This is a genomic window from Telluria sp. ZB4P37, assembly GCF_059685855.1.
Map to the genome: position 1 here is coordinate 431,481 of NZ_JCASID010000002.1, position 13,808 is coordinate 445,288.

Annotated in this window: 18 protein-coding genes; 7 read left to right on the forward strand and 11 right to left on the reverse strand. The window is 64.3% G+C overall.

Going from position 1 to position 13,808, the window contains the following annotated elements:
- Positions 1–25 precede the first annotated feature (25 nt).
- From paaI to paaA, 8 genes are all read right to left on the reverse strand, one after another.
- Entirely contained in the window at positions 26–463 is a 438-nt protein-coding gene (paaI, locus tag AC56K1_RS06290; protein ID WP_497156984.1) for a hydroxyphenylacetyl-CoA thioesterase PaaI, read from the reverse strand.
- Complete coding sequence (gene paaH, locus AC56K1_RS06295; RefSeq protein WP_497156985.1) at positions 456–1,994, reverse strand: 3-hydroxyacyl-CoA dehydrogenase PaaH; 1,539 nt, start codon at positions 1,992–1,994, stop codon at positions 456–458. Before paaH ends, paaI begins: the two co-directional genes overlap by 8 nt.
- Positions 1,995–1,998: 4 nt before the next feature.
- Positions 1,999–2,790 (reverse strand): 2-(1,2-epoxy-1,2-dihydrophenyl)acetyl-CoA isomerase PaaG, encoded by a 792-nt coding sequence (gene paaG / locus AC56K1_RS06300; protein ID WP_497156986.1) that lies wholly within the window; start codon positions 2,788–2,790, stop codon positions 1,999–2,001.
- A 172-nt stretch (positions 2,791–2,962) separates the two neighbouring features.
- Entirely contained in the window at positions 2,963–4,039 is a 1,077-nt protein-coding gene (paaE, locus tag AC56K1_RS06305) for a 1,2-phenylacetyl-CoA epoxidase subunit PaaE (RefSeq protein ID WP_497156987.1), read from the reverse strand.
- Between the two features lie 16 nt (positions 4,040–4,055).
- Positions 4,056–4,568, reverse strand: a complete 513-nt coding sequence (paaD, locus tag AC56K1_RS06310) for a 1,2-phenylacetyl-CoA epoxidase subunit PaaD (RefSeq protein ID WP_497156988.1) — start codon at positions 4,566–4,568, stop codon at positions 4,056–4,058.
- Complete coding sequence (paaC, locus tag AC56K1_RS06315) at positions 4,568–5,329, reverse strand: 1,2-phenylacetyl-CoA epoxidase subunit PaaC (protein ID WP_497156989.1); 762 nt, start codon at positions 5,327–5,329, stop codon at positions 4,568–4,570. Before paaC ends, paaD begins: the two co-directional genes overlap by 1 nt.
- A 23-nt stretch (positions 5,330–5,352) precedes the next feature.
- Complete coding sequence (gene paaB / locus AC56K1_RS06320; protein WP_171083342.1) at positions 5,353–5,637, reverse strand: 1,2-phenylacetyl-CoA epoxidase subunit PaaB; 285 nt, start codon at positions 5,635–5,637, stop codon at positions 5,353–5,355.
- Between the two features lie 20 nt (positions 5,638–5,657).
- A complete protein-coding gene (gene paaA, locus AC56K1_RS06325) occupies positions 5,658–6,647 on the reverse strand; it encodes a 1,2-phenylacetyl-CoA epoxidase subunit PaaA (protein WP_497156990.1) in 990 nt (329 codons plus the stop codon).
- A gap of 93 nt (positions 6,648–6,740) precedes the next feature.
- Here paaA and paaX point away from each other — a divergent pair, with 93 nt between their 5' ends.
- The 4 genes from paaX to AC56K1_RS06345 all read left to right on the forward strand — a co-directional run bounded on the left by paaX (position 6,741) and on the right by AC56K1_RS06345 (position 9,727).
- Complete coding sequence (gene paaX / locus AC56K1_RS06330) at positions 6,741–7,667, forward strand: phenylacetic acid degradation operon negative regulatory protein PaaX (RefSeq protein WP_497156991.1); 927 nt, start codon at positions 6,741–6,743, stop codon at positions 7,665–7,667.
- 52 nt (positions 7,668–7,719) lie between these two features.
- Positions 7,720–8,859: a M14 family metallopeptidase gene (locus AC56K1_RS06335; protein ID WP_497156992.1), complete on the forward strand. Its 1,140-nt coding sequence runs from the start codon at positions 7,720–7,722 to the stop codon at positions 8,857–8,859.
- Positions 8,860–8,872: 13 nt separating this feature from the next.
- On the forward strand, positions 8,873–9,109 hold the full coding sequence (locus AC56K1_RS06340) for a hypothetical protein (protein ID WP_497156993.1): 237 nt from the start codon (positions 8,873–8,875) through the stop codon (positions 9,107–9,109).
- A gap of 120 nt (positions 9,110–9,229) precedes the next feature.
- Positions 9,230–9,727, forward strand: coding sequence for a DUF4214 domain-containing protein (locus AC56K1_RS06345; protein ID WP_497156994.1), 498 nt, complete (start codon positions 9,230–9,232; stop codon positions 9,725–9,727).
- Here the strand turns inward: AC56K1_RS06345 and AC56K1_RS06350 are convergent, their stop codons facing one another.
- Genes AC56K1_RS06350 through pmbA form a run of 3 tightly spaced genes read right to left on the reverse strand, consistent with a single transcriptional unit; the run spans position 9,728 to position 11,766 of the window.
- Positions 9,728–10,147, reverse strand: coding sequence for a DUF1801 domain-containing protein (locus AC56K1_RS06350; RefSeq protein ID WP_497156995.1), 420 nt, complete (start codon positions 10,145–10,147; stop codon positions 9,728–9,730).
- Between the two features lie 11 nt (positions 10,148–10,158).
- On the reverse strand, positions 10,159–10,401 hold the full coding sequence (locus AC56K1_RS06355; protein ID WP_489872546.1) for a hypothetical protein: 243 nt from the start codon (positions 10,399–10,401) through the stop codon (positions 10,159–10,161).
- 12 nt (positions 10,402–10,413) lie between these two features.
- Entirely contained in the window at positions 10,414–11,766 is a 1,353-nt protein-coding gene (gene pmbA, locus AC56K1_RS06360; protein WP_497156996.1) for a metalloprotease PmbA, read from the reverse strand.
- 95 nt (positions 11,767–11,861) lie between these two features.
- Here pmbA and yjgA point away from each other — a divergent pair, with 95 nt between their 5' ends.
- Genes yjgA through AC56K1_RS06375 form a run of 3 tightly spaced genes read left to right on the forward strand, consistent with a single transcriptional unit; the run spans position 11,862 to position 13,772 of the window.
- Positions 11,862–12,467 carry a ribosome biogenesis factor YjgA gene (yjgA, locus tag AC56K1_RS06365; RefSeq protein WP_497156997.1) on the forward strand — a complete coding sequence of 202 codons (606 nt, stop codon included), beginning with the start codon at positions 11,862–11,864 and terminating at the stop codon, positions 12,465–12,467.
- Positions 12,445–13,092, forward strand: a complete 648-nt coding sequence (gene mog, locus AC56K1_RS06370; protein ID WP_497156998.1) for a molybdopterin adenylyltransferase — start codon at positions 12,445–12,447, stop codon at positions 13,090–13,092. Before yjgA ends, mog begins: the two co-directional genes overlap by 23 nt.
- A gap of 11 nt (positions 13,093–13,103) precedes the next feature.
- Positions 13,104–13,772 carry an alpha/beta hydrolase gene (locus AC56K1_RS06375; protein WP_497156999.1) on the forward strand — a complete coding sequence of 223 codons (669 nt, stop codon included), beginning with the start codon at positions 13,104–13,106 and terminating at the stop codon, positions 13,770–13,772.
- The last annotated feature ends 36 nt before the right edge of the window (positions 13,773–13,808 follow it).

Here is a 13,808-nt window from a genome sequence, read left to right on the forward strand (position 1 = left end):
TCGACCTCCTGGTTGTCCTGCGAAATTACGTGCCGACCTCTGCCACCATGCCGCCGACGCGGTGCGACTTCCCCCGGAACAGCGCGACCTTGCGCCCGTCCTGGTTGGTCACGCTGATGTCGTAGACGCCGGTTTTACCGGCAAGCGCCTGCTCGACCGCCTCGGCCACCAGTACGTCGCCTTCGCGCCCCGGGGACAGGTAATCGATCGTGCAGCCGGCGCCCACGGTATTGAAATTGTGCGAGTTGCAGGCGAAGGCAAAGGCGCTGTCGGCCAGCATGAAGATATAGCCGCCATGGCAGGTCGCATGCCCGTTGAGCATGTCGGCGCGCACCGGCATTGACATGCGCGCGTAACCCGGACGGATCTCGTCCAGCGTCATGCCCAGCGCCTGGGATGCCTGGTCGCGCTCGTACATGGACTTGCCGGCCAGTTCGGCCAGCGCCTGGGCGTCGTTATGCATGGAAGCGTGCCCCGGTTGGATTCGCGGCCAGCTTGCGGCGCAGCAGCGGCGAGACGCGGTAGCGGTCTTCGCCATACGTCGATGCCAGGTTGGCCAGCACGGTGACGACCTGCTGCAGCCCGATGCTGTCGGCCCAGGCCAACGGCCCGCGCGGGTAGTTGACGCCCTTCTGCATGGCGATGTCCACGGCGGCTGCGCTGCACACGCCCTGGTTGACGGCATCGGCCGCTTCGTTGGCCAGCATGGCGACGGTGCGCATCACCAGCATGCCTGGCACGTCGTCGAAACGAGTCACGGCGAAACCGGCGGCCTGGAACATGCCGACGACGGCGTTGTAGGCTGCGTCGCTGCACTGGTCGGCACGGGCCAGCGCGATGCGGGTGGCTTTGGAGCCGTCGAGCAGCAGGTCATAGGTGACGGTATCCGGGTGCCAGGTCGCGGCCGCGCGCCCGGTAGCGCTGCGGCCATCGGCCAGGTATACGGCTGCGCCCTGGCACAGGAAGCCTGGGGTGCCTTCGAACGACTCCTGGCGCGACAGGTTGATGCCCGCACTGGCAATGCGCGCCGCCAGCGGTTCGAGCGCGCTGTCTTCGCCGCCGATGAGCGATACCGATTCCGGTCTGTCTTGCGGTGCCTCCGTCTGCACGGCAGGCTTGTCGACGCCTTCACCGTAGCGGTAGAAGCCGCGGCCGGTCTTGCGGCCCAGGAAGCCGGCGTTCACCAACTCCTGCTGCAGGATCGACGGCGTGAAGCGCGGGTCGCCGAAATAGGCGGCGTATACCGAGTTCGTCACCGAGAAGTTGACGTCGTGGCCGATCAGGTCCATCAGCTCGAAGGGCCCCATGCGGAAGCCCCCGCAGTCGCGCATCACGGCGTCGAGCGTGGCGTGGTCCGACGCCCCTTCCAGCAGCAGGCGCAGCGCCTCGGCATAGTAAGGACGGGCGACGCGGTTGACGATGAAGCCGGGCGTGGATTTGGCATGCACCGGGCTCTTGCCCCAGGCTTCGGAGGTGGCGTAGACGGTATCCGCAACGGCCTTGTCGGTGGCGATGCCGCTGATGACTTCGACCAGCGCCATCAGGGGCACCGGGTTAAAGAAGTGCATGCCGACCAGCCGCTCCGGGCGGCGCAGCGGTGCGGCGATGGCGGTGACGGAGATCGACGAGGTGTTCGTCGCCAGGATGCACTCGTCGCCCACCAGGCTTTCCAGCTCGGTGAACAGCGCGCGCTTGGCCTCGAGGTTCTCGACGATGGCTTCGACCACCAGTGCGGCTTCGTGGGCTTCCCGCAGCGTGGCGATGCGCTTGAGGCGCGCGTGCGCAGCCTCTGCATCCTCTGCGCTCATGCGGCCCTTTTCCACCAGCTTGGCATAAGTCTTGCCGATCTCCGCCACGGCCTTGTCGGCCGCCTCGATGCGGGTGTCGAACAGCAGCACCTGGTGGCCGGCGCTGGCAGCTACCTGCGCGATGCCGGAGCCCATGGCCCCGCTGCCCACCACGGCGACAATGCTTCCTTTCGGGAGTGCCTGCATATTGTTACTCTCCCTTGAAGTGCGCCGGGCGCTTGGCGATGAAGGCGGCGACGCCTTCTCGGTAGTCGTGGGTATAGCCCAGTTCGCGCATCATCTCGCCTTCCAGCTTGAGCTGTTCCGGCAGGGTATTGGCGTAGCTGGCGTTCAGCGCCTTCTTGGTGAACGCCAGGCCGCGGGTTGGCGCCGCGGCGAAGTGCTCGGCCATGGCCATGGCCTGTTCCATCAGCGCTTCGTCCGGGACGCAGGCCCAGATCAGGCCCCATTGCTCGGCCTTCTCGGCGCTGAGTTTCTCGCCCAGCATGGCCAGGCCCGTGGCGCGTGCGTGGCCGATCAGACGCGGCAAATGCCAGGTGCCGCCGGTATCCGGGATCAGGCCCAGCTTGCAGAAGGCTTCGATGAAGCTGGCCGATTTCGCCGCCAGCACGATGTCACAGGCCAGCGCCAGGTTGGCGCCCGCGCCGGCGGCCACGCCATTGACAGCGCAGATGACCGGCATGGGAAGGGATTTGAGCGTCAGGACCAGCGGGGCGTAGAACTTCTCGACGGATTCGCCGAGGTCGACGCCTTGTGCGCCGGGTTCGACGGCGCGATCCGACAGGTCCTGGCCCGCGCAGAAACCGCGCCCGGCGCCGGTCAGGACCAGCACGCGGACGGATTTGTCGGCCTGGAGTTTTTCCAGGGCGTCGCGCACTTCGAGGTGCATGGCCTGGGTGAAGCTGTTCAGGCGATCGGGGCGGTTCAGGGTCAGCAGGGCAATGCCGGCGTTGATGCTGAACTGGATGGATTCGTAGGTCATGGGTGTCTCCAGAATCTTATTGTTAGCCCTTGATCCGTCATCCCGGCGAAGGCGCGAACAATGCCACTGGCATTGTTCGCTCCAAGTTCGTTGCTGTGCCACGAACGTCAGTGGGGTCCGGCCTTCGCCGGGACGACAGTCTCTCGGTTAATGGTGAGAACAAGCGTTATCGTTACTCAGCAATATCGAAATCGACAACAACCTTGTCCGTAATCGGAAAACTCTGGCAGCTCAGCACAAACCCGCGCGCGACTTCGTAGTCTTCCAGTGCGTAGTTCACATCCATCTCCACCTGACCGTCGAGCACCTTGCAGCGGCAGGTCGAGCACACGCCGCCCTTGCACGAATAGCGCATGTCGATGCCGGCGCGCAGGCCTGCGTCGAGGATGGATTCCTTGTCCTTGTCCATCGTGAAGCTGGCGGCGCTGCCGTCCATGATCACGGTGACTTCGGTCAGATGCTGCACGCCGGCCTCGATCTTGCGCGGCTTGTGCTCGTGCTTCGGAATGCTGGCGGCGAACAGCTCGATGCGGATTTTTTCCTTGGCCAGCCCGGCCTCCTGCAGCGAGCGCGAGACGCCGTGCATCATGTCTTCGGGGCCGCAGATGAAGGCGACGTCGATGTCGCGGATGTCGATCCAGTGGCGCAGGAAGTGACCGCATTTCTCTTCGGTGATGCGGCCGTTGAACAGTTCAATGTCCTGCTGCTCGCGGCTCATCACATACACCAGCTTGAGCCGGTCCATGTAGCTGTCCTTGAGGTCGGTCAGCTCGTCGCGGAAGATCACGCTCGACGAGGCGCGGTTGCCGTAGACGATGGTGAAGCGGCTCTTCGGCTCGGCCAGCAAGGTGGTCTTCACGATCGACAGGATCGGCGTGATGCCGCTGCCGGCGGCAAAGGCCAGGTAATGGCGCTCGCTCTCGGGCTCGAGCGGCACGTTGAAGTGGCCCATCGGCGGCATCACTTCCAGCGTGGCGCCCGGCTGCAGGCTTTCATTGGCCCAGCTCGAGAACAGGCCGCCGGTGGTGCGCTTGATCGCCACGCGCAGGGTATCGTCCTGCACCGCGGAGCAGATCGAATAGGAACGGCGCACGTCTTCGCCGCCGATCATGGCGCGCAGGGTCAGGTGCTGGCCCTGCTGGTAGGCGAATTGGGCTTTCAGCTCGGGCGGCACGTCGAAGGTGACAGCGATGGCGTCGCGCGTTTCGTGCTTCACCTTGGCCACGGTGAGTGGATAGAATTTGCTCATGATTCCTTCGGTGCTCTCAGTGGCACTTGAAATAATCGAAAGGCTCGCGGCAGTCGAGGCACTTGTACAGCGCCTTGCATGGCGTCGAGCCGAATTCGCTCGTCAATTGGGTGTGCGGCGATCCGCAATTCGGGCAGGAGACCTCGGGCGCGGCGCGGCGGCGGATGCCGGCATGCAGGCCGCTGATGTCGATCGCCTGCTGTACTGGCGGCGCGATGCCATAGCCCTTGAGAGCGGCCTTGCCGGCTTCGCTCATCCAGTCGGTGGTCCAGGCAGGCGCCAGGCGGCTGACGATGCGCACGTTTTCCAAACCATGCGCCTGCAAGGCTTCCTTCACCGAATCGGAAATCACCTGCATCGCAGGGCAGCCCGAATAGGTCGGCGTGATCGTCACGGTGCAGGCGTCACCATCAAGAGCGACGTCGCGCACGATACCGAGGTCCACCACCGAGATGACCGGGATCTCCGGATCGGCGACTGCGCCGAGCCAGGTCCAGACATCGTCAAGCGTGACGCCCAATGCAGTCATTACCACTGCGCTCCCGGATAGGCGCGCTGAAGGAATTGCATCTCGGCCAGGATGAAACCGAGGCGCTCGGTGTGGCGGCCCTGCTTGCCGCCGCGCTGCATGTAAGCTTCTAGCGAGGGCATGACCAGGGTGGCCTCGCTCAGCACGTCGGCCAGGTGGTCGAGGAACTGGCGGCGCAATGCGTCGGCAGCCGGGGCCACGCCCTGCTCCACCATCGCGTTATCGACTTCGTCGTAGAGGAACATCTCGCCGCTGTACATCCACAGATCGTCGAGTGCCGCCTGCATCCTGGCGCGGCTGACATCGGTGCCGTCGCCCAGGCGCACCACCAGGTCGCCGGAGCGGCGCAGGTGGTAAGTCACTTCCTTGATCGACTTGTGGGCGATTTCCGCGATGCGGGCATCGCTCGAGCGAGTCAATCCATCCATCAGGAAGTAGTGCCAGGTATCGAACAGGAACTGGCGCATCATGACTTCGGCATAGCTGCCGTTGGGCTGCTCGACCAGCTGGCAATTGCGGTAATCGTGCGCGTCGCGGTGGAAGGCCAGGTGGTCTTCGTCGCGGCCCTTGCCCTCCAATTCGCCGGCATAGGTCAGCCACATGCGGGTCTGGCCCAGCAGGTCGAGCGCGACGTTGGACAGCGCCATGTCTTCTTCGAGGGCCGGGCCCTTGCCGCACAGCTGGCACAGCTGCTGGGACAGGATCAAGGCGTTGTCGCCCTGGCGCAGCAGGTAGTCGATTTTTGCAGTCGTTGACTCCACGATGTTCGTCTCCACCAACGCACTCACAGGTTCTTGACTTCTTCCGGCATCGGGAAGAAGGTCGGGTGGCGGTACACCTTGCTGTTGGCCGGCTCGAACAGCGCCTCTTTGTCGTTCGGGCTGCTGGCGACGATGTCGATGGCGCGCACGACCCAGATCGAGACGCCTTCGTTGCGGCGGGTGTAGACGTCGCGCGCGTTATTCACCGCCATTTCGGCGTCGGGTGCGTGCAGGCTGCCCACGTGCTTGTGGGCCAGGCCGTGCTGGCTGCGGATGAAGACTTCCCACAGGGGCCATTCTTTGCTCATCTTGTCTCTCCGTGTACTTTTTATGCGGCGGCTTTAGCAGCGGCTTTTTTCTCGGCGTGGGCAACCAGGGCGTCGCGGAACCATTCGCCGTCTTCGTAGGCCTTGACGCGGGTGCGCAGGCGCTCGCGGTTGCAGGGGCCGTTGCCCTTCAGGACGTTCTGGAATTCGCTCCAGTCGATGGCGCCGAAGTCGTAGGAGCCGCGCGCCTCGTTCCATTTCAGGTCGGGGTCGGGAACCGTCAGGCCCAGGTATTCGATCTGGGGCACGGTCTGGTCGACCATGCGCTGGCGCAGTTCGTCGTTCGAGAACAACTTGATGCGCCAGGCAGCCGATTGCGCGCTGTTCACCGATTCGGCGTCCGATGGGCCGAACATCATCAGCGAAGGCCACCACCAGCGGTTGAGCGCATCCTGCGCCATCGCCTTTTGTTCGGGCGTGCCTTTGGCAAGGCTCATCATGATGTCGTAGCCCTGGCGCGCGTGGAAGGACTCTTCCTTGCAGACGCGGATCATGGCGCGCGCGTAGGGACCGTACGAGCAGCGGCACAGCGGGATCTGGTTGATGATGGCCGAGCCGTCCACCAGCCAGCCGATGGCGCCCATGTCGGCCCAGCTCAGGGTCGGGTAATTGAAGATGCTCGAATACTTGGCCTTGCCCGAATGGAGGGCGGCGAGCAGTTCGTCTCGCGAGACGCCCAGGGTCTCGGCGGCGCTGTACAGGTAGAGGCCATGGCCGGCTTCGTCCTGGATCTTGGCCAGCAGGACCGACTTGCGCTTGAGCGTCGGTGCGCGCGTGACCCAGTTGCCCTCGGGAAGCTGGCCGACGATCTCGCTGTGCGCGTGCTGCGAGATCTGGCGGATCAGGGTCTTGCGGTAGGCCTCGGGCATCCAGTCCTTGGCCTCGATCTTGATGCCGGCATCGATGCGCGCTTGGAACGCCTGTTCTTCGGCGCTCATGTCCTCTTCGGTACGGACTTTCTTGAGTCCGGTCTCCACCATCTGTGCATACATGTTGGTTCTCCGTTTGCAAACCTATCGAATCCATAATACGATACAAAAAATCAGATGTACACCGAAATATTGAATCATATTGCGAACAACCCTATGCAACCAGGCTCCAGCGGCGAATGGATCGCCCACCTCCTCGCGAGCGACCCGCCGCGCCATAAATCGCTGGTGATGACGCTCTGCGGCGACGCCATCGCCCCGCATGGCGGCGCCTTCTGGCTGGGCAGCATGATCGAGCTGCTGGGCCCCCTGGGCGTGTCCGACCGGCTGGTGCGCACCAGCGTGTTCCGCCTGGTGCAGGAAGGCTGGCTGACCGCCAGCCGCGAGGGCCGTCGCAGCCGCTACGCATTGGAGCCAAGAGCCCTGCCGCGCTTCGAGCGCGCCAACCGCCGCATCTATTCGCCGCCCGGGCTGCACTGGGATGGCCGCTGGAGCTTCGTGCTGGCCCCGAACGGCAGCATCGACGGCGACCTGCGCAGCCTGCTGCGCAAGGAACTGGAATGGGAAGGCTTTGCCATGCTGGCCACCGGCGTGATGGCGCACCCGGCGCCCGACCGCGACACCCTGCGCGAGATCCTGGCGCGCACCGGGGCCACCGGCAAGGTATTCGTGTTCGAGGCGGCCGAGCTGCCCGGCGCCGGTTCGCGGCCGCTGCCAGAACTGGTAGGCGACGGCTGGGACCTGTCCGGCGTGATCGCCAGCTACCGGCAATTCATCGACAGCTTCACGCCGGTGCTGGCGCGGCTGGGTGGCGACGCCGGCATTAACCCGCAGGACGCCTTCGCCATCCGCAGCCTGCTGGTCCACGCCTATCGCCGGGTGCAGCTGCACGACCCGATGCTGCCGGTCGAGCTGCTGCCCGGCCCATGGCCCGGCTCGGATGCCTACGAGCTGGCCGGGCAGATCTACCGGCTGACTTACAAACAGGCGGAGCAACACATCATGACGATGCTGCTGAAAGAAGATGACGGCACGCCGCAGGCCGGCAGCGACTTTCATGACCGCTTCGGGGGCCTGGACTAGGCCTTGCGGTATCATCACCATCTTCCGACATCACCCAACAACAGGACATACCATGTCTATCAAGATCAGCAGCCAGTTCGACGCCGGCGCCATCGAGATCGTGAACGCCACGAGCGCCAACGCCATCGACCTGAACATCCGCAAGGACTCGCACGCCGAGATCATCCAGTGGTTCTACTTCCGCCTGCAGGGCGCCCAAGGCGAAGCGTGCACGATCCGCTTCCTGAACGCCGGCCAGGCCGCCTATCCGGCCGGCTGGGAAGGCTACCAGGCCATGGCCAGCTATGACCGCGTGAACTGGTTCCGTGTGCCGACCAGCTTCGATGGCGAGGTGATGACCATCGAGCACACCCCGGGCATGGACAGCGTCTACTACGCCTATTTCGAGCCCTATTCGTGGGAACGCCACCTGGAGCTGCTAGATCGCGCCCAGATGTCCGAGAACGTGCGCATGCTGGACCTCGGCTCCACCGTCGACGGCCGCGATTTGAACATGCTGGTCATCGGCGAGCCGTCGCCAGAGAAGAAGAAGGTCTGGGTCATCGCGCGCCAGCACCCGGGCGAGACGATGGCCGAGTGGTTCGTCGAAGGCATGCTGGACGCCCTGCTCGACCCGGCCCACCCGTTCGGCCGCCAGCTGCTGAACGAGTCGGTGTTCTACGTGGTGCCGAACATGAACCCGGACGGCTCGGTGCGCGGCAACCTGCGCACCAACGCGGCCGGCGCGAACCTGAACCGCGAGTGGAAGAACCCGACCATGGAGCGCAGTCCGGAAGTATTCCTGGTGCGCCAGAAGATGCACGAGGTGGGCGTGGACATGTGCCTGGACGTGCACGGCGACGAAGGCCTGCCCTACGTGTTCGTGGCCGGCAGCGAATCCCTGCCGACCTTCAGCGCGGAGCAAGCCGCGGCGCAGCGGCGCTTCATCGACGATTTCAAGATCGCCAGCCCGGACTTCCAGGACGTGCACGGCTACGGCCAGACCCCGTACACCGAAGAAACGCTCACCATGGGTTCGCCGCACATCACCCACGCCTTCGGCTGCCTTTCCTTGACGCTCGAACTGCCGTTCAAGGACAACGCCAACGATCCGGACCCGCTGGTCGGCTGGGACGGCGCCCGCAGCGCGCGCCTGGGCGCATCGGTGCTGCAGCCGGTGCTCAATACCGTGCGCGCACTGCGCAACAAGTAAGGACGAGGCCACCATGACCGTATTCGCCGCATCCGTGTTCGACGCGACCGTCGTGTTCGAGGGCCAGGAATTGTTCAAGGGCCAGGGCTCGGCCCGGGCCTGGGCCGAGAAGGTTGCCAAGGAACTCGAGACCGAGGTTACTGTAGAAAAGGTCGGCACCGGCTGGGTCCTGAAGGCCACGGTCGAGGGCGAGCCGCGCACCTGGGGGATTTTCGGGCAGCGGCTGAGCAGGATCGAAGAGGCAGGCTGACGATCTGCATCCCTGCAAGATCTGTCAAACGCCCCGGTTTTCGGGGCGTTTGCACATTCGCAGTAGTGCTATGCCTCCGGCATGGTTACAGGTTTTGTTATATAGATTTCTAGACAAGAATTGTCGATTCGAGGACAGTTGCGGCTCAATGGCGAAGGCACCGACACCCTGGACGGCGTCGAACGCCTGCTCTTTGGCGACGGCGTCGGCATGGCCCTCGACATCGACATCGACATCGACGGCGTGGCCGGCCAGGCCTTCCGCATCTACCGCGCCGCGTTTGATCGCGCGCCGGACCTGGGCGGCATGGGCTTCTGGCTGTCGGTGATGGACAAGGGCGCCACCGTGCACGACCTGGCCGTGGGCTTCGTCGCGTCGAAAGTGTTCGCCGACCTGTATGGCGCCACGCCGACCAACGCGGAACTGGTCACGCGCCTGTACACCAACATCCTGCACCGCGCGCCGGAAGCGGCGGGTTACGCTTGCTGGCTGGATATTTTGGACAGCAAGAAGGCCGACCTGGTGGGCGTGCTGTCGATGATCAGCGAGAGCGGCGAGAACGTGGACGGCGTGGCCGAACTGATCGCGAACGGCATCCCGTTCATGCCTTACAGCTAATCAGCTGGGGTAGCGTGCGCGCGTGACGGCCACCGACGCCGCTACCATCCGTTCCAGCACGCCGGCATCGACGTCCATCAGGCGGCGCACATACAGGCAGGCCTTGCCCATCTTGTGCCGCCCGAGTGTGCCGCGGAAGGCCTGCAGCGCCGGCGCGTCGCAATCGAGGTAGATGCTGATGTCGCCCTTGCGCGAGGCAAAGCCTGCCAGCGGGGCATCGCCCTCGCGGCCGCTCTCGTAGACGTAGTGGTAGCTGCCGAAGCCGACGATGCCAGGCCCCCACATCACGGGCGGCGCCCCGGTCACCTGCTGCATCATGGCCGCGATCGCCTCGCAGTCGCGGCGGCGGGCCTCGTCGGGAATAGCGTCCAGATAGGCGCGCACTCCGGCATCGTTCGCCACCGTCTTGTTGCCCGCCATGGCGCGTCGGCTTAGAGCTTGACGTCGAGGTGGGTCGCGACCCAGGCGTGGGCATCTTCGACGCTGTCGAAATGCACGGTGGCCAGGGTGGTCTTGTCGCCGGACAGCAGGTTGGCGTACATGCGCTTCTCGTCGTTGTTCGAGCTGAGCAGGTCGGACTGCGGCGCCAGCTCGACGGTGGCGACCAGGTCGAGGTTGAGCAGGACCGCTTTCTTCGGGATGTTGTCCTTATCGATGCGAATGAATTTGCTCATGGCCTGCTCCTGTCAGCTGCCGGCAATGACCATCTTCTCGATCAGGATCGAGCCGGTGGACTTGTTGCCGCGGGTGAGGACATCGTTGCCGATGGCCACGATTTGCTGGAACATCTCTCGCATATTGCCGGCGATGGTGATTTCTTCGACCGGGTATTGGATGACGCCGTTTTCGACCCAGTAGCCGGAGGCGCCGCGCGAATAGTCGCCGGTGACGTAATTCACGCCCTGCCCCATCAGCTCGGTGACCAGGAGGCCGGTGCCCATCTTGCGCAGCATGCCTTCGAAATTGTCGGCCAGCTTGGTCTGGGTGGACACCATGTCGAGGTTGTGCGAGCCGCCGGCATTGCCGGTGGTCTGCATGCCCAGCTTGCGTGCCGAATAAGACGACAGGAAATAACCCTGCAGCACGCCGTTGTCCACGACCTTGCGGCGCACGGTTTTCACGCCTTCTTCATCGAAAGGCGCCGAGCCGACCGCGCCGATCAGGTGCGGGTCTTCCACCACATTGATGTGGTCCGGGAAGACCGGCTTGCCGAGGGTGTCGAGCAGGAAAGTGGATTTGCGGTAGAGCGCGCCGCCCGAGACGGCTTGCACGAAGGCGCCGAGCAGGCCGGCGGCCAGCGGCGCCTCGAACAGCACCGGGCAGGTGCGGGTATCGAGCTTGCGCGCGTTCAGGCGGGCCAGCGCGCGTTCGGCTGCGTAGCGGCCCACTGCTTCGGGCTTGCCCAGTTTTTTCGGGTCGCGCGCCGAGGTGTACCAGTCGTCTCGCTGCATCTTGTTGCCCTTGCCCGCGATCGGCGCCACCGAAATGGTGTGGCGCGAGAACGGGTAGCCGCCGATGAAGCCACGGCTGTTGGCGCCGACGAAATGCGACTGCTGCACGTAGACGCTGGCGCCTTCGCTATTGGTCACGCGCGGATCGACCTCGAAGGCCGCATTTTCGCAGCGCTGGGCCAGTTCGACCGCTTCTTCGGTGGAGATCTGCCATGGGTAGAACAGGCGCAGGTCGCGCGGTTCCATTTCCAGCAGGTCGGCGTCCGGCAGGCCGGAGCAGTCGTCTTCGGCGGTGAAGCGGGCGATATTCCAGGCTGCTTCGACGGTGGCCTTGAGCGAGCCGGTGGAGAAATCGGAGGTATTGGCGTTGCCGCGGCACTGGCCGACATAGACGGTGACGCCGATGCCCTTGTCGCGGTTTTGCTCGATGGTCTCGATTTTTCCTTTACGTACAGAAACTGATAATCCGCTTCCCTCGCTGATTTCCACCGAGGCGTCGGTCGCGCCCTGCTCTTTTGCGTACGCCAAAACGTCGCGGGCGAGCTGTTTCAACTGGTCCTGGGTGTGGGTGAAAGCGGAGTCGTTCATATAGTGTTTTTCGTAGCGAGCCCTAAAACAGTTATCATAGCAGCCGTTTACAGTTTTCACTGATCGGCCCAGTGCCAATCGGATCAATCCAAATCATGCCTAATCCAAATCGCGGCTCCGTGGGCTTCCAGTCCAACGAATTCGAGCAAGAATACGAACGCCCATCGAAGTCCGAGGCCAAGCGCCACTCGAACGAGTTGCAAAAGCTTGGCGAACAGCTTGTCGACGCCGCGCGCGACCGGGTCAAGCGCATCGAGATGCCCGAGGACGTCAGGGAAGCCATCCTCACCTGCCAATCCATCACCAACCACGAAGGCCGCCGCCGCGCCCTGCAGTTCGTGGGCAAGAAGATGCGCACCCTCGATGAAGAGGAAGTGGCCATCATCCAGCGCACCATCGACAGCTGGAAAGGCGCCTCCAAGGCCGAAACCGCCTCGCTGCACGCGCTCGAGCGCCGCCGCGAGAAGCTGCTCACCGATGACACGGCCCTGACCAAGCTGCTGGAAGAAGCCCCGGAACTGGACGTGCAGCACCTGCGCACCCTGATCCGCAACGCGCGCAAGGAGCAGGCGGAGAACAAGCCGCCGAAAGCCTACCGCGAGATCTTCCAGATCCTGAAGGACCTGAACAAGAAGTCGAAGCAGGCCGAATCGGAAGCCGGCGACGAGGAAGCGGTCGATGACGAGTCCGACGACGAGTAATCCGGCGATGGCCGACCACGAGCTGGTGATTGGCCTGGTGTCGGTGTCGGACCGCGCCAGCGGCGGGGTCTACGAGGACAAGGGCATTCCCGCACTAAGCGACTGGCTTGCCGCTGCGATCACCACGCCCTACCGGCTGGAGACCCGCTTGATCCCCGACGAACGCGCGGAGATCGAGCGCACCCTGGTGGACCTGGTCGACCAGGTTGGCTGCCACCTGGTGCTCACCACCGGCGGCACCGGCCCGGCGCGGCGCGACCTCACGCCCGAGGCCACGCTGGCCGTGGCGACCAAGGAAATGCCGGGCTTCGGCGAGCAGATGCGCCAGATCAGCCTGCGCTTCGTGCCGACCGCGATCCTGTCGCGCCAGACCGCGGTGATCCGCGAGACGGCTGACCATGCGGCGCTGATCATGAACCTGCCGGGCCAGCCGAAGTCGATCAAGGAAACGCTCGAAGGGCTCAAGGACGATGCCGGCAACACGCTCGTCGGCGGCATTTTTGCCGCGGTCCCCTATTGCATCGACCTGATCGGCGGACCCTACATGGAAACCAATCCGGCTGTGAGCAAGACCTTCCGCCCGAAGTCGGCGTTGCGCGCTCCTGCTGCGCCTTCCGCCGCATAACAAGGACAACAATGAACCAGCTGCTGGAAAACATCGAGATCGAAACCGCACCGAACCCGGAAATCGCCGTCATCTGGCTGCACGGCCTGGGCGCCGACGGCAACGACTTCGTGCCGATGGTGCAGGAGCTCGACCTGGCCGGCCTGCCTGGCATCCGCTTCGTGTTCCCGCATGCGAAGACCATGCCGGTGACGATCAACGGCGGCTACGTGATGCGCTCGTGGTACGACATCGTCGCCACCGACCTGACCCGCCGCGAAGACGAAGGCGGCCTGCGCGCTTCGCAGCTGGACGTGGAAGCGCTGATCGCGCGCGAAAAGGCGCGCGGCATTCCCGCTTCGCGCATCATCCTGGCCGGCTTTTCGCAGGGCTGCGCCATGACGCTGCAGACCGGCATGCGCCATCCGGAAAAGCTGGCGGGCATGCTCTGCCTGTCGGGTTACCTGCCGCTGGCCGGGGTCGCCGGCGCCGAACGCACCGAGGAAAGCCTGGCCACGCCGATCTTCATGGCCCACGGCCGCCAGGACCACGTGGTGCCGTTTGCCCGCGCGCAGGAATCGATGGAGGTGCTCAAGAAACTGGGCTACCAGGTGGAGTGGCACGAGTACATGATGCAGCACTCGCTGTGCCTGGAAGAGGTGCGGGATATTTCGACGTGGTTCAGGAAGGTCTTGTCGTAAGCAGACACGCGACCTGGTTTCTATCGTTATCTTTAA